The sequence below is a fragment of the Bradyrhizobium sp. C9 genome (assembly GCF_002532045.1).
GTDB lineage: Bacteria > Pseudomonadota > Alphaproteobacteria > Rhizobiales > Xanthobacteraceae > Bradyrhizobium.
Genome location: NZ_NWTG01000011.1, coordinates 237637 through 258045, shown reverse-complemented (window position 1 = coordinate 258045; position 20409 = coordinate 237637). Strand labels below are relative to the sequence as shown.

Here is a 20409-nt window from a genome sequence, read left to right as displayed (position 1 = left end):
TATCGGTGCGGCGGGTTAACAAAATCGGGAAAATTGCGACGATCTGCGGGATTTTTCGCGGCTGCCGCACGCCATCGCGGTGTTGGTTCGCTGTGCGGAACAGATGCGCGCGATCGGATGCAAAAAGGCCGGCGCGAGCCGGCCTTTCCACTCTCGGTTGTGGTGATCGGTGATCTCAGTAGCGGCCGTAAGCGGGGCCACCGAGATTGCCGAGGTTGAAGCGGTAGTTGAGGCCCGCCTTCACGGTGTGCTCGTCATTGTGGAAGGTGCCGACCGGCACCAGCGCGCCCGGTGCGGTGAAGCGGCTGTCGCCGAAGTCGTAGTATTGGTACTCGACCTTGGCCGACCAGTTCGGCGCGAACATGTATTCGGCGCCGCCGCCGATGGTCCAGCCGTTGCTGTGGTTGTCGCTGAGCGCGAAGGGCACCTGCGCGCCGCCCAGCGTCACCGTTTCGTTGTTGTCGGAATAGGCGTAGCCGCCCTTCACATAGATCAGGCCCGGGCCCCAGGTGTAGCCGACGCGGCCGGTGATCGAGGCGATGCCGCGCTGGTTGTTGTTGTAGACGTAACCGCCCGGGAAGATCGCGTTGAGCTGGTGGCCGCCGACCCAGGAATACTGGCCTTCGAGGCCGATCACCCACATCGGCGACAGCTGCCAGTCGTAGCCGCCCTGGACGCCGCCCATGAAGCGGGCGCTGGAGTCCGACAGCGCGAGGCCGTTGAAGGTGTTGTTCTGCGAGAACACGCCGCCGAGATGGCCGCCGAGATAGAAGCCGGTCCAGTTGTAGAGCGGCGCCGCGTAAACAGGCGCGGGCGCCTTCTGGTAGTAGCCACGGGAGCCGAGGTCGGCGGCCTGGGCGGTCGCGCCAAAGGCAGCGACGGCAACAACTGCGGCTGCGGTTGCGAGCAGGAACTTCTTCATAGGGCAGTCTCCGGACAAGTCATGAGGCGCGGCGTGAATGGCGCCATCCATGGCGATGCGTTAGACCGCATTTGAATAAAATGCTGTCACCGAATGACGACTTGGCGCGTTAAGTCGCACCCTTTGCGGTGAAACGTTTTGTTGTGCCTAACGAACGCTTAAGCGGGAATGACGGAAGGCTTAACGCACCGTGCGCGACCCGCTTGTTCCGTCAACCCGGCCGCCTGCTAGTCGAGCCGCTTGCGCACGTCGTCGCGCATCTGCTCGCGGAACGCCTGGCGGCGTGCGGCGCGATCCGTGACCGGAACGTCGTGGCGATCGAACACGTCGAACTTCTCCAGGATCGGATAGTGTTCGCTCGCCATCGCCAGCACGCGCAGCAGACCTGCGACCTTCGGGGGTGGGCCGGTGACTTCCCATTTGCGGAGTTTTTCGGCGCCGCCGTCCGCCGGCAGCCCGCACAACTTCGCCATGTCCGCCGCCGTCAGCTCGCGGCCGAGCGCCTCGCCGAGATGTTTGCGCAGTTTCTTCAGTTCTGGGCCAGTCACTCTTGGGGTCCGTTCCGCGATTTTGAAGTGTGATGTGAGTCACATGACGTGTTCAGGGGCCCGTCTATACGCTGCTCATGCGACTTCTCAAGGAAACCATCATGCACGGCATCATCGAAAGCCTCAGCCCGAGCACGGACAGATCGATTGGAAATGGGTCGGCAGTGTGTTCGCGTTTTGCGTCGTGCTGATGATCGGCGGGGCGGGACTACTGCTCGCGCATTGATGCGGTGAACGCGATACCCGCAATGATGGCAGTGATCGCTGGGATAAGTGGTGCTGCCAGACAGGATTGAACTGTCGACCTCTCCATTACCAATGGAGTGCTCTACCACTGAGCTACGGCAGCGTGCCCGGGAAAAATTGAATCGGCCCCAAGGGCCCGTCCAAGCGGGCGGTTCTTGCCACAGGCCTCCCCTTGGCGCAAGCGAAACAGCGCCTCCGTTGCCGACGAAATCGGCAGAAACTGACCTTCCTCGCCGCTAATTCTGCCCAATCCGGTCGATTCCGGTCGGATTGGGTTCCGATCGTGCCGGGAGGCCGGATTTTGCCCGGCCGCCGAATCATGCCGCCCGGCGCAACTGGCCGACCGGGCAGGGTGCGCGAGCATCCGCCATTGGCTATGTTCGGCCTTACGGAAAGCGCGACGGCGGTTCGAGAGTTTTGTAATGACGGGTGAGCACGACAGAGGCGGCGGGCAGGCCGGAGCCCGTGTGAGGGATTCACGACAGGATCGCCTCAAGCTGGCGCTGCGCGAAAATCTGAAGCGGCGCAAATCGCAGGCGCGCGGTCGCGAGGATGTGGCTTCCGAACCAGGCCAACGCTCACTAGAAGACGGCTCGCGGGACGACGCCGGCGGAAGCGAGCCGGACCGCTAGAGCGATCTTGCGCGAGATGGACATCAGTTCGTGCAGAAAATCCGGCAAAACGACAAGCCAGGGCCTGGGGTCTGGTTCTCGTGAGAATCGAAACTCCAGCCGGTTGGCGTGTGTTGCAACAAGAAGCGAGTCGCCGAGATGGCTGTAGACGACACGATGATCACTCCCCTCAACGCGCGCGCCACGGCCTTTCCGCGCCATGAGCAGACCTTTCCGACCCTGACGGGGCACGAGATCGAGCGGATGCGCCGCTTCGGCGAGCTGCGATCGTACAAGGACGGCGAGGCGCTGTTCGAGACCGGCAAGCCGGGGCCCGGCATGTTCGTGGTGCTGTCGGGCTGCGTGTCGATTTCGCAGCGCGACGGCCTCGGCCGTGTCACGCCGATCATCGACCAGGGGCCGGGGCAGTTCCTTGCCGAGATCGGCCAGCTCTCAGGCCGCGCCGCGCTGGTCGACGGCCATGCCGAGGGCCCTGTCGAGACGCTGCTGCTGCCGCCCGAGCGGCTGCGCGCGCTGCTGGTCGCCGAGGCCGACCTCGGCGAGCGCATCATGCGCGCGCTGATCCTGCGCCGCGTCAGCCTGATCCAGGGCGGCGCCGGAGGGCCGGTGCTGATCGGCTCGGCGTCGGTCGGTAACATGGCGCCGCTGCAGAACTTCCTGGCGCGCAACGGCCAGCCGCATCACATGCTCGACCCCGAGACCGACAAGGATGCCGCCGACCTCGTCGTGCGCTATTCGCCGACGCGCGCCGAGCTGCCGCTGGTGGTTTGTCCGAACGGCACGGTGCTGCGCAATCCGTCCGAGACCGCGCTTGCGATGGCGCTCGGCATGATCGGCAACAGTGCGCAAGACAAGGTCTACGATGTCGCGGTGGTCGGCAGCGGCCCGGCCGGGCTCTCCACCGCGGTCTATGCGGCCTCCGAAGGCCTGTCGGTCGCGGTGTTCGATTCCCGCGCCTTCGGCGGCCAGGCCGGCGCCAGCATGCGGATCGAGAACTATCTGGGATTCCCGACCGGCATCACCGGCCAGGCGCTGGCCGGGCGCGCCTTCAACCAGGCGCAGAAGTTCGGCGCCGAGATGCTGATCCCGGTTTCGATCAAATCGCTCGACTGCTCGAAGGCGTCGGGCGCGTTCACGCTCGCCACCGGCTGCGGGCACACGCTGCGCGCCAAGTCGGTGGTGGTGGCAAGCGGCGCGCGCTACCGCCGGCCGGTGATCGACAATCTCGAGAGCTATGAGGGCCGCGGCGTCTGGTACTGGGCCTCGCCGATCGAGGCGCGGCTCTGCACCAACCAGGATGTCGTGCTGGTCGGCGGCGGCAATTCCGCGGGGCAGGCCGCGGTGTACCTGTCGGCGCATGCGCGCCGGGTCAACATGATGATCCGCGGCGGCGGGCTCGGCGCCAGCATGTCGCGCTATTTGATCGAGCGCATCGAGGCGACGCCGAACATCGAGTTGATGTTCAACACCGAGGTGACCGGGCTCGAAGGCGCGGAGACGCTGGAGCGCGTGCGCTGGCGCAGCCGGCTCGCGCCCGACGAGTTCACGATGGATATCCGCAACCTCTTCCTGTTCGTCGGCGCCGATCCGGCGACCGGCTGGCTCGAGGGCTGCGGCGTGCAGGTCGACCGCGGCGGCTTCGTGATGACCGGCGTGCAGAACGGCGACGGCGCGCCGGCCGTGCCGCTGCTCGAGACCTCGGTGCCCGGCGTGTTCGCGGTCGGTGACGTCCGCTCCGGATCGGTCAAGCGCGTCGGCGGCGCGATCGGCGAGGGCGCGCAGGTCGTTGCGGCGCTGCACGGCTATCTCGCCGATGACGGCAGCCCGTCGCTGTAACAATGTCGGTGCAGCACTTTCCCCGTCATCCCCGCGCAAAGGCTTCGCCTTTGTGCGGGGATGACGGGTTGGGTGAGCGAATGCGTTGAACTGAACCCGAAGCAATTGCTTCCGCACGAGGTCGCAAAATGACAAAAGGCTGCACCCATATCGCCGGCATCCAGGACGTCACGCCGAGCGCGCTCGGCTGTGAGGAATGCCTGGAGAGCGGCAGCCGCTGGCTGCACTTGCGGATTTGCCGGAGCTGCGGCCATGTCGGCTGCTGCGACGACTCGCCGAACCGGCATGCGACGGCGCATTTCCACGCCACCGGCCATCCCGTGATCGAGGGCTTTGACCCGCCGGAAGGCTGGGGCTGGTGCTATGTCGACGAGGTGCTGTTCGACCTGTCGAAGCGCAAGACGCCGCATAACGGGCCGATCCCGCGCTATTATTGATTCAATGTCTCACGAGGCGCACGTGTATGACATGCGTGCGAAAATTTTCGGCAATTGCACGCGCCGGCAAATGTCTCATGAGATGTCGGACATCCTGCCATCGAACCATGTAGCAATTTTCAAAGACGCATCGTAACGTGGAGCGGGTTCTCAACGGGGAGTGCGCCACATGACGACGTTAGTGCTTGTGCACGTCATTATCAGTTTGATTGCTATCGTCGCCGGCGTGATCGTGATGTTCGGCCTGCTCGGCTCGCGGGCGATGCCCGGGCTGACCGCGATCTTCCTCATCCTCACGATTCTGACCAACGCCACGGGCTTCGTGATCCCGCCTCTGGTGACCGAGAAGCTGCTGCCGTCGCACATCATCGGCGGCCTCTCGCTGGTGCTGCTCGCGATCGCCTGCATCGCGCTGTATGCGATGCAGCTCAAGGGCTCCTGGCGCCCGATCTATATCGTGACCGCGATGGTCTCGCTCTATCTCAACGTCTTCGTGCTCGTGATCCAGAGCTTCCTCAAGGTGCCCGCACTGCAGGCGCTGGCGCCGGCGGTGCCGCCGAACCCGCCGTCCGGGCCGGTGTTTGCGGTGGTGCAGGGCATCGTGCTGGTGTTCTTCGCCGTGGTGATCATCGGCGCCTGGCGCCGGTTCAGGCCGGTCACGTTCGCCTGATCCAGGGCGGATGACGTCAATTCGCGGCGGCATACGGCATAGAAGATGATGTGCGGTGGCGTGTCCAGGATGCGCCGTCGCCCAAGGTGCGTTCACGCCTGGCGTGGGCGGATCAACAATCAGCAACAAGAGGAGCAATCAAATGCCCACCATCACCACCAAAGACGGCGTCGAGATTTTCTACAAGGATTGGGGTTCGGGCCAGCCGATCGTGTTCAGCCATGGCTGGCCGCTGTCGTCGGACGATTGGGACGCGCAGATGCTGTTCTTCGTGGGTCACGGCTTTCGCGTGGTCGCCCACGACCGCCGCGGCCACGGCCGCTCCGCCCAGGTCGCCGACGGCCATGACATGGACCACTATGCCGATGACCTCGCTGCCGTGACCGCGCATCTCGACTTGAAGAATGCCGTCCATGTCGGCCATTCCACCGGCGGCGGCGAGGTGGTGCATTACATCGCCCGTCACGGCGAGAGCCGGGTCGCAAAGGCCGCGATCCTGAGCGCGGTGCCGCCCTTGATGGTGCAGACCGCGGCCAATCCCGGCGGTCTGCCCAAATCGGTGTTCGACAGCTTGCAAGCGCAGCTCGCGGCCAACCGCTCGCAGTTCTATCGCGATATTCCGGCGGGGCCGTTCTACGGCTACAACCGGCCCGGCGCAAAACCGTCGGAAGCCGTGATCCAGAACTGGTGGCGGCAGGGCATGATGGGCGGTGCCAAGGCGCATTACGATGGCATCGTCGCGTTCTCGCAGACCGACTTCACCGAGGATTTGAAGAAGATCAACGTGCCGGTGCTGGTGATGCATGGCGACGACGACCAGATCGTGCCTTACGCCGATTCCGGTCCGCTTTCGGCCAAGCTTCTGAAGAACGGCACGCTGAAGACCTACAAGGGTTTTCCGCACGGCATGCCGACCACCGAAGCCGAGACGATCAACAAGGATCTGCTGGCGTTCATCAAGGGCTGACGGGCGGCTGCGCGTGAGCGCATCCGGTAGGGCCGGGGAAGAGAACGCAATATGAAGGTCATCCTGTTCGGTGCGACCGGCATGGTCGGGCAGGGCGTGCTGCGCGAATGCCTGCTCGATCCCGGCGTCGAGCGCGTGCTGGCGGTCGGGCGCAGCCCGACCGGGCAGCGCGATGCCAAGCTCGTCGAACTCACCTGCGACAATTTCCTCGATTACAGCGCGATCGGGCCGCAGCTGGCCGGCTATGACGCCTGCTTCTTCTGCCTCGGCGTCTCCTCGATCGGCATGGACGAGGCGCGCTACCGCCATCTGACCTACGACATCACGCTGGCTGCGGCGACGACGCTGGCGCGGCTCAATCCCGGCATGGTGTTCACCTATGTCACCGGGCGCGGCACCGATTCCACCGAGCACGGCACGGTGATGTGGGCGCGGGTAAAGGGCAAGACCGAGAACGACCTGCTCAAGCTGCCGTTCAAGGCCGCCTACATGTTCCGGCCCGCCGGTATCCAGCCGCTGCACGGGGTCCGCTCGAAGACCGGCTGGGTCCAGGCGATCTATGTCGCGACCTCGCCGCTGCTCTCGTTCCTGGTGCGGGTTGCACCGCGCTACATGACGACCTCGGAACAGCTCGGCCGCGCCATGCTGAAAGTCGTCCGCGACGGCTACCCGCGGCCGGTGCTGGAGAGCGAGGACATCAACAGCCTCTGACGGCGGCGGCAGGGCCGGTTCCCTTGCGCCGGATTTCCTTCGGCCAGGTGGTACCTCAGGCGGCCGAAGGCGTTATAACCACCGTCATGTCTCCACCCGCACCGCTGAAACTGATCGCCCTCGATGCCGATGACCTCGCGGTGATCTCCGCTCATGTCCAGGACGCCCGCGTCCAGCCCGCCGACATCGTCTGGCGCCAGGACGAGAAGCGCCTCGTGGTCGGCCTGAACCGACTGGACTGGGAGCAGACCCTGGCAGGTGCCACCTGCTCGCGCCGGCTGATCGCCGCGCTCAGGTTCGACCGGGTGCTGGCATGCAAGTCGCGCAATATCGACCTGGAGGCCCCGGAGGCCACCCTGGAACTGCTCGGGATCGAATTCCATGCCTCCGACCCGCCAGGCGGCAGCGCGCTGCTGATGTTCGGCCAGGGGGCGGCGCTGCGGCTCGATGTCGAGTGCCTGGAGTGCGAATTGACCGATCTCGGGGAAGACGATCTCGGGATGGTGCAGGGGTAGTTTCTTGGTCGTCCCGGCCTTCGCCGGGACGACGGTGGGGCAAGACGACGGTGAGATTGCGTAGCTGCCAAGGGTTGACGGCCATTATCCGCCGCGCCATTGAGCAGGGATCCGAATTCCTCTTCAGAAAGCCGCCATGCCCGTTCGCCTGGACCGACAGAGCGCCGATTTCGACCAGCGTTTCCGCGAATTCCTGGCGGCCAAGCGCGAGGTCTCGGCCGATGTCGAGCGCGCCACCCGCGCCATTGTCGATGATGTGGCGGCCCGCGGCGATGCGGCGCTGCTCGAGGCGACCAAAAAGTTCGACCGGCTCGAACTCGACGCCGCTGGCCTTCGCGTCACCGCCGCGGAGATCGACGTTGCGGTTGCGGCCTGCGACCCCAAGACCGTCGAGGCGCTGACATTCGCGCGCGACCGGATCGAGACCTTCCATCGCCGCCAGCTGCCGAAGGATGAGCGCTTCACCGATGCCGCCGGGGTCGAGCTCGGCTGGCGCTGGAGCGCGGTCGATGCAGTCGGGCTTTACGTGCCCGGCGGCACCGCGGCCTATCCGTCCTCGGTGCTGATGAATGCGATGCCGGCCCGGGTCGCCGGCGTGCCGCGGGTGGTGATGGTGGTGCCGGCGCCGGACGGCAAGCTCAACCCGCTGGTGCTCGCAGCAGCAAGTCTCGGCGGCGTCTCGGAAATCTACCGGGTCGGCGGCGCCCAGGCGGTGGCGGCGCTGGCCTACGGCACCGCGTCTATCGCGCCGGTCGCCAAGATCGTCGGTCCCGGCAACGCCTATGTCGCCGCGGCCAAGCGGCTGGTGTTCGGCAAGGTCGGCATCGACATGATCGCCGGCCCCTCCGAGGTGCTGGTCATCGCCGACGACACCGGCAATGCCGACTGGATCGCGGCCGATCTGCTGGCGCAGGCCGAGCACGACGTCAGCGCGCAGTCGATCCTGATCACCGACAGCCCGCGGCTCGCCGCTGACGTCGAGCGCGCGGTCGAGGCGCAGCTTGCGACGCTGCCACGTGCGGCGATTGCGCGCGCCTCGTGGGACGACTTCGGCGCGATCATCATGGTCGCCAAACTCGACGACGCGGTCGAGCTCGCCAATGCGATCGCCGCCGAGCATCTGGAGATCATGACCGCTGACGCCGAGGGCCTGTCGAAACAGGTCCGCAACGCCGGAGCGATCTTCCTCGGCCCCCATACGCCGGAGGCGATCGGCGACTATGTCGGCGGCTCCAACCACGTGCTGCCGACTGCGCGCTCGGCGCGGTTCTCGTCGGGCCTCGGGGTGCTTGACTTCATGAAGCGAACCTCGATCCTGCGGTGCGGGCCGGATCAGCTTCGTGCGCTCGGGCCCGCCGCGATGACGCTCGGTCAGGCCGAAGGTCTCGATGCCCATTCACGTTCCGTCGGATTGCGCCTCAACCTCTCATGAACAAGCCGCCAGACGACGAGGATTCCAACAATCGCATCGTCGCGGTGACGCTCGACGAGGAATCGATCGGCCGTTCGGGGCCCGACATCGAGCATGAGCGGGCGATCGCCATCTACGATTTGGTCGAGCAGAATCTGTTCGCACCCGAAGGCGCAGCCGGGCCGGGGCCCTATACCCTGCATATCGCGATCACCGGCAACCGGCTGATGTTCGATATCAGGAAAGAGGACGGCGCGCCGGTGGTGGCGCATCTGCTGTCGCTGACGCCGTTCCGCCGCGTCGTGAAGGACTACTTCATGATCTGCGACAGCTACTATCAGGCGATCCGTACCGCGACGCCGGACAAGATCGAGGCCATCGACATGGGCCGCCGCGGCATCCATGACGAGGGCTCGCGCACCCTGCAGGAGCGGCTCAAGGGCAAGGTGCGCGTCGATTTCGAGACCGCGCGGCGGCTGTTCACGCTGATCACTGTGCTGCACTGGAAGGGTGAAGGCGCATGATCCCGAAAAGTGGGTACCGGTTTTCGGATCAGATCATGCGCAAGAGTGAGAGGCGCATGATCCCGACCATCTTCACTTCGCCAGACGACGGGGGCGCACCCCGGTCGAAAAAAGCCTGATCGCATGGAAGCGCCGCGCGCGCGCTCCCCGCAGGCCGTGCTGTTCGCATGCGGGCACAACGCCGTGCGCTCGCCGATGGCCGAAAGCCTGCTGCAGCAGATGTTCCCGCAAGGCGTCTATGTCCGCTCCGCCGGCGTGAAGAAGGGCGAGCTCGATCCGTTCGCGGTCGCCGTGATGGCCGAGTTCGGCCAGGACATTTCCGGCCACAAGCCGCAGACCTTCGAGGAGCTCGAGGATTGGGAGGGGCTGAACTTCGACCTCATCATCACGCTGTCGCCCGAGGCGCACCACAAGGCGCTGGATCTGACCCGGACGCTCGCCGCCGCAGTGGAATACTGGCCGACCCCTGATCCGACCGGCACCAGCGGCAATCGCGAGCAGAAGCTCGCCGCCTATCGCGAGGTCTGCGATGGCCTGTTGCTGCGCATCCGCCGCCGCTTCACCAAGGCCGGCGTGGCGAACCTGTAAGGCTCCACGCAGGGACCCGTGTGTTCCGATTCGCACGGTCTGCCCCTTGTCGCCAGACTGACAAACAGCAGTTTGGGCTCTATAGCCGGTTGGTAATCGGTCAGATATTGCTACCTTTCCAATAGCTTACATTGGATCGCCTTCCACGACGCTCTGGATTGTCTTATAGGTGGAAGGATGGTGGAAGGACTTGTGGAAGCGGGAACCCGGTAGCCGGGACTAGGCAGCCGGTCTGACAGGAACGTTTCCCGCTGTTCACGGCTTATGGGACTGGCCAGCGCGGCGCGCGGTCCCTGACGGTTCATCCGCCAGCCCCGGAGATCAGGGACCCCTATTGCGCTGAGGCGGGGCACATGACGGATTTGTCCGATGACCGAAGCGACTTTGTTCATGTTGGGCGTGGCGGGTTTGGCTCTGTGGTCCGCTATCGTTGCAGTGTTTGAGATTAAAGCGGCATGGGGACGAAGCCAGCGGCGGCGAGCCCGCGATCAACGTCGCAATGAGATAAGCCTTTGACGCTCAGAACAAGATGCACCGGCAACCGGCCAACAACAGCGCTGGCGAGGATCGGGTTTCTCCGTATTTATCCGGTGGCGCCATTTGGCGAATAGAGCCGGAGCGCTCATTATGCTGGACTGCGCCCAATCGGGATTTTGCGTTACCTTCCCGGGGCGAGTGCCATAGCCGCTCGCCTTGGCATTTTGAGCGAGCGGCGTTGGTCCCGGCACTCAGCGGCATTTGAAACAACCAAATGATTTATCCGGAGGACACGATGCGAGTTTCCTACGTCTTGTGCTCATTGATCGTCGCATTTTCTACGTCAGCGGTCGCTGCCGATGCAGGCCAAAGCCTCAAACAGGAGGTGGAAAAAATCGGCACTGCATACGCCGAGAGCTTCAATCGGCAGGATGGTGAAGGGATCGCGGCGCTGTTCGCGGCGGGTGGAATGCACATCAATCCAGTGGGGCCACGGGCCGATATCGCAGAGTTCTACAAAGGTGCATTCAAGGCCGGATTTGATCACGAGGAAATAACCGTCGAGCAGGTTTGGCCGTTGGGGACTGACGGAGCACTCGCGATGGGCGAATGGCGGATCACGGGAAAAAACCAGAGCGGAGCGCCCATAGAGAACGGCGGTCGTTGGACCTCCGTTGATGTTCGTGAGGGCGGAAAATTGAAAATCCGGATGCTGTCGGCTTTCCCAAAAGCACCGCCTCCGAAGGCTGCGCAATAAGCCCCTCCAGCAACGTCAGAAAGGGAAGCCGTTTCCTACCTGCGACTTCCCATTTGTGAAACCTCCAACATGCACTACGAAAGTTCGCTCCACAGGTCGTTGATCACAGCGCGCGATCGCCGTAGCATCGCAACCACGGGATGCATGTAGGGAGAGCGCAATACAATGCCGGGCAACGGCAAACGAGCGATCACGGTTGAACGGTCGTCAACGCTAAGTCGGTTACGCCGCGTTGAAGAGTGGCGCAGAGCGCGCTTTCAACGCCTCTTGGATGGACATGATCGAGAGCGAGCTATCAGGGCCGCGCGGCTCTGTCTTGAAGTCGGCACCCGTCGCATGGCCGTTGAGCGCGGATGTTCGCCTTTCAGGGACCTGCCCAGCCGTCACCAGCGCTAGGTGACGCCCGCAACGCAGGCTACGGGTATCTTGAGGTGAAGTGCCTCGGCTGCGACACTCGCCAGACCGTCGCGCTCGACATTGTGCGCCGCCAAGATAACGCCCGTCCATGAGCTTGAGCGGTACATGCGTTGCAAGGATTGCTCGGAGGTCCGGGGCTATCCGGACAAGCGCAGCCACTTGATCGCGCTTCGTCCAAACAAGTTTCCGCCAGCGATCCGCCTTCGACGTGGTGGCCGGGAGAGCGATAGGCCAATCAGCCGATTTGGATTTTCACCATTTTACTTTGGGAGCATCACCAATGAATTTTCTGGAGCAACTGGATGAGGTCTGGCGCGAAACCATCGATGCTGACCCTGACACTAAAAGAAGGAAGTTCAATGAGTTCACTGACAAGCTGGCGGTTCAGGTCGCACGTCTACCTGAAGCGGAACAAGTAGCGGCTTTTCAGTCAGTCGCCAAACAGATGACAGTGTATGCTGGTTTGCAGCAGCACGATCCAGAAGACCTGAAGGTCAGACTTGGGTTGCGTGGGCCAAAGGCCGCCATCGAACGGTTAGCTCAAGTCGCCGCCGAAGTACCGACAACCATCGAACTTATGCCGCAAGTGGATGAGTTCTGGCGCGAAAACCTTGGGCGCGGGAGGTCCGTCGAGAAGAGATACGTTGAGTTCCTTGGGAGGATAACAGGTCAGGTTTCGCATCTACCAAAGGCGGAACAAGACGCGCTGCTTTGGCAAGTTCAGTTAAAGACGCAAGAATACAACCAACTCGCGGCAAGAGACCTTCCTGCCCTGAAGGCCAGATTGGGTTTGCCTGTTTCACCCGCCGCCTCATCGGTCAACACCAATCGGTTAGCTCAAGTCGCCGCGGAAACGGTCGTCCGCGCGACGATATGGGAGAGCATTATAGCGTTGTTCCGGGCCTTTCGATGACATGTGCTCGTGTAATCTATGCTCAATAACCACCAATCAAGCAGCGATCCTCAACCTCTTCCGCGTAGTCAAACGTTACGTTGGCAATCTGGCTCCGATGCCGGGCGTGCTTCCCGACTTACCCTGCGCCCGCAGGAATAGAGGTGCGTAGCGGGGAACAATGTGCGAAATGAAGCGCATAGAAAAATGCTGGGCGAACCGCATGGAAGCACGCCTAGCGCGGCTTGTCGTGCTTAGTATTTTTCGAAGCTTGGATTGTAGTCTCGGCCTGCAAACTCGGATAGCACTGAGCGCGCCGTCCGCAGCGCCTTCATTGCTAACGGGCTCGCGATGTCCTTTAGCGGAGCGTCTTCTCTAGAGAGCAATATTACAATCCGCAGGAGAACGGCCATTGCCTCGCGAACGAGATCAAGCGTAGGTTCATCGGCCCAGAAGTCGCCAAACTGGCGCTTGCGTATCTCGCCATGCCACCTTGGATTCCGTGCGTAAACCGGCGTACTGACGTTGGGAATTGCCATTGCAACGCCATGCGCGATGTTGTGTCTGATCGTGAAGCCTGAGCGCGCCGACTTGCTCCAAACTTCAAGCAGCGTCTTCTCGTCTCCCGGTTTCAGGTCGGCGGCGAATGTTTCGAGCATTGCAAGCAGGTCGGTGATCACCCTTGCATCCGTGTCGGGTTTGATACCCTTGGGATTGATACCCCGAAGCCGCCATAGCGCGCGTTCCAGATAGTATTCGATGCTGCCAGCAAAAGTTATGATGGCAGCGACTTTCTGGCCGATCGGAGGACTTAGCCCGAGCAATTCTTGAATTAGATCGGCCCTGCCGTACTCAATCATTGCATTTGTCATCGACGTTAAGTCCTCGTGTCGCCGCAACCGGCTTGCGGCGCGAGAGATCAGCGGACGGATGGCCGGACTTCATCGCACTTCCTGCAGTGCCTTTGCAACCTAAACGATTTTGGCTTATACATTCGCGCTTTCGTGCAGCGTTGAATATCCGTCCAAGCCGCCCGGTTCAATAAGCGGCAGAGGGGAATGAATTGAGCAGCATCAATATCAAACGAGCTGTAGAAAACATTCGCTCGGGCACGACCGTTTACACCCCTGTAATCGAGCTAATCGTGAATGCGATCCAAGCCATTCGAGCGGTTGAGCCAACGGGCGGATTAATCGAGGTTACCATCCTTCGGCACGAGCAAGCCGACATGATCGACAAGATTGCCCCAGTTGATGGTTTCATCGTTCGAGACGATGGCATCGGGTTTAACGAAGAGCACCGAAACTCCTTCGACACCCTGTACACGGCCCTCAAGGCGGGTGATGGCGGTAAGGGCTTCGGGCGGTTCACCTGCCTCAAATATTTCCATCAGTTCACCGTCGAGAGCGTGTTCGCGGACGGCCCAGCGCGGAAGAAGCGCTCGTTCGCCATGGGTCATGGCAACGACATTATAATCGACGAGAAAGTTACAGACGCGGGAGATGCCCCGACCGGATCAGCCGTCACCATCTCTGGCGGGCAAGGCGTCAAGTTTCCGGACAAAGGGCTCGATGTGATCGCAAGGGTCTTGGTCGAAAAGCTGCTTCCCTACTTCATAGACCCAAATTCGGAATGCCCCCAAATCGTCATGCGAGATGATCAGGGTGGCGGTGGGCGTGTCATCCTCAATGACTATCTCGGCCAAACCAACAGGCAGATCGTTGAACTGTCTGTGCAGAAAAACGAACTTCGTCTTGAATCTGTCGATAAGGACAAAGACGAAGCGTTCACCGTTCGCGTGTTCAAGTTCTACGCTCCCCGCGCGAACAAGAGCAAGATCAGCTTGGTGGCCCATCGGCGAGAGGTCACCGACGTAACGATGCAGACGTACATTCCTGAATTCTCGGATGAGTTTTATGACAAGACCGACGCGGGCGAGAATGCCAAGGATCGGAACTACATCATAAAAGCATACGTTTTCGGCGATTATCTCGATCGAAACGTCTCGCTGGAGCGCGGAGCGTTCAGCTTTGGAAAAGACAATGATTTTGTCTTTGGCATTTCGCAGGCTCAGATCGAGGCGCAAGCGGCAACGATTGCTCAAGAGGCTGTCGGCCATGAAATCTCGGCGCGAAGAGAGCGCAAACAGGCACGTATCAGAGATTACATCAACGATGAAGCGCCGTGGCACCGGAGCCTCAGCCGAGAAACTGACTTCTCATCATTGTCCATGAAGCCGACTCCACAGGAAATCGAACTACATCTTCAGGCCGCGAAATTCCAGATGGAAACGCGCGTGCGTGCGGAGGTGAAGCAAATACTTCAGTGTAAGAACACCGAAGACCTGAAAGATCGAGTGACGGAAGTCGTTGGAAAAATCTCTCAGACGAGCAAGAACGACCTCATTCACTACGTGTCGCTGCGAAAATGCGTTCTCGAACTCTTCAACAAGTCGTTGCAGCTCGGTGACGATGGAAAATACAGTTCAGAGGGCGACGTGCATGACATCGTGATGCCGCGGAAGAAAGACACTGATCAAATCGACTACGATCAGCACAATCTTTGGATACTCGACGAGCGACTAAATTTCACCGACTACGTTGCGTCCGACAAGCCCATGGATGAAAGGAACGGCGATCGAACAGACTTGTCAATCTTCGGCAAGCGCGTTGCATTTCGCGGAGACAACGAGGCTTCAAACCCGATTACGATCTTCGAGTTCAAAAAGCCTCAGCGTCACGACTTCGTCAATCCCTCATCCGACGAAGACCCGATTGAGCAGATCGTCCGCTACGTGAACGACATAAGGGATGGAAAGTACAAGACGCCTTACGGGCGCGATATCCTCGTCAGCCCGAACACACCGTTCTATGGGTACGTGGTGTGCGACTTTCCCCAGAAGGTGAAGAATTGGTTGGAGCGGGAAAAGGATTTCACGGTGATGCCGGACGGCCTCGGCTACTTTCGATGGTATGGCAATATCAAACTTTATATCGAGGTCTTGAGCTGGACCAAGGTGCAGCGTGATGCCGAAATGCGAAACAAGGTCTTTTTCCACAAGTTGGGTATCTGAGGAATCATAGCATCGCACCCTCGTGTTCGCACCTATGAGCCGCACCACACCGTTGCTCTACTACGACTTGTTCGTCGTTCCCAATTTCGAGGACTACATTGCGCGGGCGAACGATATTCGGCTCGCCTTCAACGCCTGCGTTCCTGCTGCCCAGCAAGCCGACATAATGTTCGCCTACTATAGGCGCGAGGATCGATCGAAAATCTCGCGGTGGGGTAGCCTAAAAGCGTTGCACATTGACTTGTGCAAACGTGAGCCCAGCTTTGTCACCATCTTGAGCATCGCGGCCGCTTACAAGCATCTGCATGCGAGGGGAACGCACTACGATATCAGCACCGGCGGATCACTAGATTACTTCCGATCTCCGAAGACGGGAGACCTGACCAGTAGCTGGGAACGCGAGGGCGAAACAACGTGGCGTCCAGATATCATAGTGAACAAACTGGATGGATCGAAAGCATCGCTTACTCAGGCACTCACCGCTGTGGTTCGCAACTTATGGCCTTCGGTCCTTCCACCCGAGACGTGACCTGAACCACCCGAGCTTGGGCGGCATCGGAGATAACCGGAAGTCTCTCGGCTCGGCCGCCATGGACGGCTTTTGACCCGGACGCGGCGCCGACATGTTCACCAGTTGCGGAATACTGGCCCTCCAGCACTTACCTTGCCGATAGGTGTAAATTCCGACAAGCTGGGAAGAGCAGACCCAGACAATCGCATTTTTTACAAGAGGATACTTTCCATGAAGGTCATAATTGCAGCAGCTTTGGCTTCATTGTTCGTGACTACGGCAAGTGCACAGGACTCCCCCTTTCGAAAGGAGTTGAAGCGAGGTGACCTAACGGGCACGAACATGGAAATCGTCACCAGCATCAGCGAGATAAAGCCCGGCGAGACATCGACGCTGCATATCCATCATGGTGACGAGTCGTATTACTTCCTTGAGGGCGGTCTTATCGAGTTACCCGATGGAAAGCAGGTGCCTATTTCGACCGGCGCCGTCGGGATGAATGTTCGGGATGTGCCTCATGGGGCTTATAAGGTGGTCGGCGACAAGGCGGTAAAATTACTGACGGTGCATATCGTCGATAAGGGTAAGCCGCTCTACGACAAGCCACCGCCAAAGTAAGAGTGTTGCCTCTGACCAAAGCTGTGGCACGCTCGTTTCATGACCGCTTCGGGTCAAAAGCTGCGTGCGCGTGGGGCGCAAAATCAGTCTTCGCTACTGGCCAGCCTGCGATAGATGGCGAGATCGTCAGGCGTAGGCGCTTCGCCGCGCCTCACGTTGGAGGTGATGTCGGCTCCGAGGATCAACGACGTGCCCAGCCCCGCATAGATGTATTGGGCGCCAAACGCCTTTTTTAGCGCGGCAAACGTCGGTTCGCCCGTGCAGTGCCCGGGGGCAATGTTCTCAACTTTGAATTTGTCCTTGAGGGAGATCACGATCTTCTCAATGGCGTCGTCCGCAGCAACAACAAGGTGGAACCCTCCGGCGACGAGGTGGATTCTGGGGTTGATCGCCGTTGCGGCCTCTACAATGCGTTCGATTCCCGGATGCGAACAGCCGACGACAAGAATTAGGCCATCCGGCGTATTCACTGCGAGGGAGAGTTCTTTGAGTTCCTTTGTGCCGGGAAGATCGGAAACGAGGGCGATCAAGGTGATACCGGGTGCGACCTCCGTCGTCTGATCGATCAGTTCGAACTTGGCATTGGGCCACGCGGCGCCGAACTCCATGATTTTCGGCGGTTTGCCGCCGAAGTATCGCATCTCGTCAGGCAGGGAATCGTCCTTGCGATAGAAGGTGGATGGAAGCGACGAACCGTAGATGCCGAACCCTTCTTTCGGCGCGTATATCTTGACGTTCGGGTTTACACTCAGCACATAGCTTAGTCCGGCCATGTGATCGGAATGCCGATGGGAGAGGATCACAAAGTCAAGCGTGGTAAGATCGACTCCTTTCGCCCTGACATTCTTCCCAAAGATTTCCGCGTTATCTCCGGTATCAAACAGAATGCGCTTTCCTGCGACCTCCACCAGCGCGGAGAAACCCCAATCCTTTGTCATTTCAGGATCGGTGCCAAACGCGTCATAGAGGATCGTAATCTTGCCGCTAGGTTCGGCTGCAATGCTCGCGCAAGAGCTCGCTGCTATAGCGCAGGTGACAGCCGCGGCGATGAAACTCCATCTTCCGAATGTCATGGATGTGTCTCCTGTTCGGTTGGACTTCCGCTGAAGACTGAGTTGGCGCAGTCCGAGTTCGACCGGCAAGGTGGCACCGGTCGCAACTTACGGACTGTGGCTGATTTTCGGACGCTATCCATCGAACGGCAACGAAGCATTTTTGAGCCTTGGATTTGAACCTTCGGGCGCCTCGATAGACATTCGCCGGATCGTTTCTCGCAGTTCTCAATTTGTTCCCGTTAGGCGCTGGGCGCTGGCCTGTTTCCGACGCTAGTGGCCTAGTTTGAAAATCGCAGTGGCCTGAATTGGTTGGGCGGCGTTCTCGGTAGCACTACTGAGACCGAACACTGTCTTGGGCATAACGGCTTTCTATAGGGCGGCAAACTCGTTCCCTACGTGGTTCTCCGTAAGGGAAGACCCGGGGGTTCCTCAACGTTGAATTAGTCGGCGCTTCGCGTACCTAATTGAGCATGGGGAAGGATCAGGAAAAACTGGCCATCGAGCGGAAGCTCGCGCACTGCCGCGAGCTGGCGAAGCGTTACACCGATGAGCCGACCGCCAAGCACATCCGCGAGCTGGAGAAAGAACTACAGGACGCGCTGTACGCGCTGGAGTTCGCTCCCCAGAAGTAAGGCCGAGTCCCCGGGGTTTTCCGTGGGTGAGCATCCTTGACCTAAGTCAACGAGACGGACGGCGGCGGTTCCAGCCGTCTGGGCATGACAGGAGACAGGGCAGTCACGATCATTGGATGCGCTGCCAATACCGTTTGCGCTGCTGACTCTAATTGGGGGGCTTGCCTGTAAGCCGTATCGGGGGGTCTTCGTGGATGAACGGAGTTTCGGAAGTCGTATGTGCTGCCAGTGCCCCGTGCAATGATCCCCTTCGATCTCGGGGAGATGGCTCATGAAGGACATGAAGGCGCACTTGGAAAAGCTCCGGATCGAAGCGGAAGAGTGCGAGCTAATTAGCAAGCTGGCGACCAATGCGACCAAGAAAGCCCTATTTGCTAAACTGGCAGCGCATCACTGAACATTGGCCGATGAGGTCGAAAGCGCGATGGAGGACTCGAAATAGGAAAACCTTGCCTTCTCGATCCTTTCGAGCGTCGGCAGCATCTTCTAAAACGGGAAAACCCCGCCACGCTAAGAACGTGGCGGGTCCAACTCCAAGGTATCACTATGCAGGCGATCAGGACGGGCAAGGTCTAGACCGACAATATTCGTAAACAAGGTACCCTTAACGAACTCTTATAGGGTCATCAAAATCCGTGTTCATACGGGTTGCCGCCAATCGGACTGTCGGGATATCCGAATACCTGCAACATGGAAGAAACAGCTACCGCCCGGCTGCCGAAAGGTTGCCGGGCGTTCTTCGTTTGGTGTCCGAATTCGAAATGTCCGGTGTCCTAATTAGGACAGCACCCAGTATTAGGGCATCCATCCCTCGTAGAAACTTCTGGTACGCCGCTTTCCGCCCCAAAGAAACGGCCCCAACACGGGGCCGTTCAGTGAAAACGAGAGGGCTGCGTCAAGCAAACGGCCCCGCCGGGTAAATCTGAAAATCATCCGAGATCAAAGCCTGCCCCCGGCAGTGAAGACATTAGCGCCAAATCTAGCAACCGTGGATTCAGTAGAATCCCCGGGGGCTAGGCCCTCGCCACGCATACGATGATATAGGTATCCGGAGTTGCCCGGTGATAACGGGCAATAACTCCTTAAATCCTACGTCTTTATCATAGAGCGCATGGATCGCGACGAACCAAGGGAATGGTTCCTACCGGCGCTGAGGCGCGGTTACGTTCGACTTGCGAGCTGGATGGTACGCAACAATAGAACGTTCGAAGCAAGCCGATTGCCGGAGCCAACACGGACAGAAATTCCGAGCAGAATGCTTGAGTCGTCACGACACCCGGAGCCCCCAAGGTCTTAGGGAGGGTCGGTTCATGAAGGGCTTATTGCTAGCTGTAGGCGTCATTTTTGTTCTTTACGTCACCGACCAGCATTTCAATCATGGTCAGGCTGCGGACTGGTTACGGGCTGCGCTTCCGGCTCTGGCTCAATCGGCGGCTCGGCCATCAATGGTAGTCGCAACGTGTCGCCTCTCTTCGGGTGAGCGACGTCCCGCCATCAGTAGCCGCTCTGGCAATCGAAACGCTGACGACGCCGCAAATCACCGGACCCGAATAAGTTTGCTTTGTCCCAAAGAAGCGGCCCCAGCGAGGGGGCCGCTTAGTGGAAACTAGAGGGCCGCGTCACGCAAACGGCCCCGCCGGGGTAAATCTGAAAATCATCCGAGATCAAAGCCTGCCCCCGGCAGTGAAGAAATTAGCGCCAATTGCAGCAGCGGTGGATTCAGTAGAATCCCGGGGAGGCAAAGAAACGGCCCCAGCACCTCTGGGGGCCTAGAGGCCGGTGCTGGAGCCGTGACTTGATCCGCCGATCGATCTGCCGGACGGGTCGGCAGCTTCGATACTGCGCCTCTCTCTGATCGCGCCGCAATGGCCTGCGGGCAACAGTGTCCTAGTTCCGCAGAGCGAGTGTCCTAACTAGGACAGCACCCAGTGGGGGGGCGTAGACGGCCCTAGAAGAAGGTTCCATGCATT

Annotated in this window: 20 protein-coding genes, 1 tRNA gene and 2 pseudogenes; 18 read left to right on the top strand and 5 right to left on the bottom strand. The window is 60.5% G+C overall.

What is annotated here, in order from left to right; genetic code table 11:
• Window positions 1–175: 175 nt before the first annotated feature.
• The 3 genes from CO675_RS22790 to CO675_RS22780 form a co-directional block, all read right to left on the bottom strand.
• Complete coding sequence (locus tag CO675_RS22790; RefSeq protein WP_097674074.1) at window positions 176–922, bottom strand: outer membrane protein; 747 nt, start codon at window positions 920–922, stop codon at window positions 176–178.
• Between the two features lie 227 nt (window positions 923–1149).
• Window positions 1150–1470 carry a hypothetical protein gene (locus CO675_RS22785; RefSeq protein WP_097674073.1) on the bottom strand — a complete coding sequence of 107 codons (321 nt, stop codon included), beginning with the start codon at window positions 1468–1470 and terminating at the stop codon, window positions 1150–1152.
• 274 nt (window positions 1471–1744) lie between these two features.
• Window positions 1745–1819, bottom strand: a tRNA-Thr gene (locus tag CO675_RS22780).
• 667 nt (window positions 1820–2486) lie between these two features.
• On the opposite strand from CO675_RS22780, the gene CO675_RS22770 reads away from it, so the two are divergent.
• The 13 genes and pseudogenes from CO675_RS22770 to CO675_RS41500 all read left to right on the top strand — a co-directional run.
• Window positions 2487–4184, top strand: coding sequence for an FAD-dependent oxidoreductase (locus CO675_RS22770; RefSeq protein ID WP_097674117.1), 1698 nt, complete (start codon window positions 2487–2489; stop codon window positions 4182–4184).
• A gap of 128 nt (window positions 4185–4312) precedes the next feature.
• The gene (locus CO675_RS22765) at window positions 4313–4621 is read left to right on the top strand and encodes a UBP-type zinc finger domain-containing protein (protein WP_097674072.1); all 309 of its coding nucleotides are present in this window, start codon (window positions 4313–4315) and stop codon (window positions 4619–4621) included.
• A gap of 169 nt (window positions 4622–4790) precedes the next feature.
• Window positions 4791–5291: a hypothetical protein gene (locus CO675_RS22760; protein WP_097674071.1), complete on the top strand. Its 501-nt coding sequence runs from the start codon at window positions 4791–4793 to the stop codon at window positions 5289–5291.
• Window positions 5292–5433: 142 nt separating this feature from the next.
• Window positions 5434–6258, top strand: a complete 825-nt coding sequence (locus tag CO675_RS22755; RefSeq protein ID WP_097674070.1) for an alpha/beta fold hydrolase — start codon at window positions 5434–5436, stop codon at window positions 6256–6258.
• 51 nt (window positions 6259–6309) lie between these two features.
• Window positions 6310–6969 (top strand): Rossmann-fold NAD(P)-binding domain-containing protein, encoded by a 660-nt coding sequence (locus CO675_RS22750; RefSeq protein WP_097674069.1) that lies wholly within the window; start codon window positions 6310–6312, stop codon window positions 6967–6969.
• An 86-nt stretch (window positions 6970–7055) separates the two neighbouring features.
• Window positions 7056–7484, top strand: coding sequence for a DUF2948 family protein (locus CO675_RS22745; RefSeq protein WP_097674068.1), 429 nt, complete (start codon window positions 7056–7058; stop codon window positions 7482–7484).
• A gap of 136 nt (window positions 7485–7620) precedes the next feature.
• Window positions 7621–8916 (top strand): histidinol dehydrogenase, encoded by a 1296-nt coding sequence (gene hisD / locus CO675_RS22740; RefSeq protein ID WP_097674067.1) that lies wholly within the window; start codon window positions 7621–7623, stop codon window positions 8914–8916.
• Entirely contained in the window at window positions 8913–9419 is a 507-nt protein-coding gene (locus tag CO675_RS22735; protein WP_092123128.1) for a UPF0262 family protein, read from the top strand. Before hisD ends, CO675_RS22735 begins: the two co-directional genes overlap by 4 nt.
• Before the next feature lie 123 nt (window positions 9420–9542).
• Window positions 9543–10007: an arsenate-mycothiol transferase ArsC gene (locus tag CO675_RS22730; protein WP_092123130.1), complete on the top strand. Its 465-nt coding sequence runs from the start codon at window positions 9543–9545 to the stop codon at window positions 10005–10007.
• A gap of 772 nt (window positions 10008–10779) precedes the next feature.
• Entirely contained in the window at window positions 10780–11241 is a 462-nt protein-coding gene (locus tag CO675_RS22725; RefSeq protein WP_097674116.1) for a YybH family protein, read from the top strand.
• A 350-nt stretch (window positions 11242–11591) separates the two neighbouring features.
• Window positions 11592–11888, top strand: a pseudogene (locus tag CO675_RS41505) (hypothetical protein); the annotation flags it as partial.
• Window positions 11889–11938: 50 nt separating this feature from the next.
• On the top strand, window positions 11939–12571 hold the full coding sequence (locus CO675_RS22715; protein ID WP_097674066.1) for a hypothetical protein: 633 nt from the start codon (window positions 11939–11941) through the stop codon (window positions 12569–12571).
• A 1-nt stretch (window position 12572) separates the two neighbouring features.
• A pseudogene (locus CO675_RS41500) lies at window positions 12573–12716 on the top strand (SOS response-associated peptidase); the annotation flags it as partial.
• A gap of 88 nt (window positions 12717–12804) precedes the next feature.
• Here the strand turns inward: CO675_RS41500 and CO675_RS22705 are convergent.
• A complete protein-coding gene (locus CO675_RS22705; protein ID WP_143279076.1) occupies window positions 12805–13422 on the bottom strand; it encodes a hypothetical protein in 618 nt (205 codons plus the stop codon).
• 191 nt (window positions 13423–13613) lie between these two features.
• On the opposite strand from CO675_RS22705, the gene CO675_RS22700 reads away from it, so the two are divergent.
• The 3 genes from CO675_RS22700 to CO675_RS22690 all read left to right on the top strand — a co-directional run bounded on the left by CO675_RS22700 (window position 13614) and on the right by CO675_RS22690 (window position 16752).
• The gene (locus tag CO675_RS22700) at window positions 13614–15623 is read left to right on the top strand and encodes an ATP-binding protein (RefSeq protein ID WP_097674064.1); all 2010 of its coding nucleotides are present in this window, start codon (window positions 13614–13616) and stop codon (window positions 15621–15623) included.
• 34 nt (window positions 15624–15657) lie between these two features.
• Window positions 15658–16152 (top strand): hypothetical protein, encoded by a 495-nt coding sequence (locus CO675_RS22695; RefSeq protein ID WP_097674063.1) that lies wholly within the window; start codon window positions 15658–15660, stop codon window positions 16150–16152.
• Window positions 16153–16365: 213 nt separating this feature from the next.
• On the top strand, window positions 16366–16752 hold the full coding sequence (locus CO675_RS22690) for a cupin domain-containing protein (RefSeq protein ID WP_097674062.1): 387 nt from the start codon (window positions 16366–16368) through the stop codon (window positions 16750–16752).
• 83 nt (window positions 16753–16835) lie between these two features.
• Here the strand turns inward: CO675_RS22690 and CO675_RS22685 are convergent, their stop codons facing one another.
• The gene (locus CO675_RS22685) at window positions 16836–17825 is read right to left on the bottom strand and encodes an MBL fold metallo-hydrolase (protein ID WP_097674061.1); all 990 of its coding nucleotides are present in this window, start codon (window positions 17823–17825) and stop codon (window positions 16836–16838) included.
• Window positions 17826–18271: 446 nt separating this feature from the next.
• Here CO675_RS22685 and CO675_RS40635 point away from each other — a divergent pair, with 446 nt between their 5' ends.
• Together CO675_RS40635 and CO675_RS41790 are read left to right on the top strand one after the other, a co-directional pair.
• On the top strand, window positions 18272–18439 hold the full coding sequence (locus CO675_RS40635; RefSeq protein WP_158231293.1) for a hypothetical protein: 168 nt from the start codon (window positions 18272–18274) through the stop codon (window positions 18437–18439).
• A gap of 271 nt (window positions 18440–18710) precedes the next feature.
• Window positions 18711–18836, top strand: a complete 126-nt coding sequence (locus CO675_RS41790) for a hypothetical protein (protein ID WP_283808118.1) — start codon at window positions 18711–18713, stop codon at window positions 18834–18836.
• Window positions 18837–20409 lie beyond the last annotated feature (1573 nt).

Bases quoted from the DNA above. Each gene is read 5' to 3' on its own strand.
- CO675_RS22760 (WP_097674071.1), top strand. From the start codon at position 4,791: ATGACGACGTTAGTGCTTGTGCACGTCATTATCAGTTTGATTGCTATC.
- CO675_RS22735 (WP_092123128.1), top strand. From the start codon at position 8,913: ATGAACAAGCCGCCAGACGACGAGGATTCCAACAATCGCATCGTCGCG.
- CO675_RS22765 (WP_097674072.1), top strand. From the start codon at position 4,313: ATGACAAAAGGCTGCACCCATATCGCCGGCATCCAGGACGTCACGCCG.
- CO675_RS41790 (WP_283808118.1), top strand. From the start codon at position 18,711: ATGAAGGACATGAAGGCGCACTTGGAAAAGCTCCGGATCGAAGCGGAA.
- CO675_RS22725 (WP_097674116.1), top strand. From the start codon at position 10,780: ATGCGAGTTTCCTACGTCTTGTGCTCATTGATCGTCGCATTTTCTACG.
- CO675_RS22750 (WP_097674069.1), top strand. From the start codon at position 6,310: ATGAAGGTCATCCTGTTCGGTGCGACCGGCATGGTCGGGCAGGGCGTG.
- CO675_RS22685 (WP_097674061.1), bottom strand. From the start codon at position 17,825: ATGACATTCGGAAGATGGAGTTTCATCGCCGCGGCTGTCACCTGCGCT.
- CO675_RS22695 (WP_097674063.1), top strand. From the start codon at position 15,658: ATGAGCCGCACCACACCGTTGCTCTACTACGACTTGTTCGTCGTTCCC.
- CO675_RS22690 (WP_097674062.1), top strand. From the start codon at position 16,366: ATGAAGGTCATAATTGCAGCAGCTTTGGCTTCATTGTTCGTGACTACG.
- hisD (WP_097674067.1), top strand. From the start codon at position 7,621: ATGCCCGTTCGCCTGGACCGACAGAGCGCCGATTTCGACCAGCGTTTC.
- CO675_RS22755 (WP_097674070.1), top strand. From the start codon at position 5,434: ATGCCCACCATCACCACCAAAGACGGCGTCGAGATTTTCTACAAGGAT.
- CO675_RS22730 (WP_092123130.1), top strand. From the start codon at position 9,543: ATGGAAGCGCCGCGCGCGCGCTCCCCGCAGGCCGTGCTGTTCGCATGC.
- CO675_RS22705 (WP_143279076.1), bottom strand. From the start codon at position 13,422: ATGACAAATGCAATGATTGAGTACGGCAGGGCCGATCTAATTCAAGAA.
- CO675_RS22715 (WP_097674066.1), top strand. From the start codon at position 11,939: ATGAATTTTCTGGAGCAACTGGATGAGGTCTGGCGCGAAACCATCGAT.
- CO675_RS22745 (WP_097674068.1), top strand. From the start codon at position 7,056: ATGTCTCCACCCGCACCGCTGAAACTGATCGCCCTCGATGCCGATGAC.
- CO675_RS22790 (WP_097674074.1), bottom strand. From the start codon at position 922: ATGAAGAAGTTCCTGCTCGCAACCGCAGCCGCAGTTGTTGCCGTCGCT.
- CO675_RS22770 (WP_097674117.1), top strand. From the start codon at position 2,487: ATGGCTGTAGACGACACGATGATCACTCCCCTCAACGCGCGCGCCACG.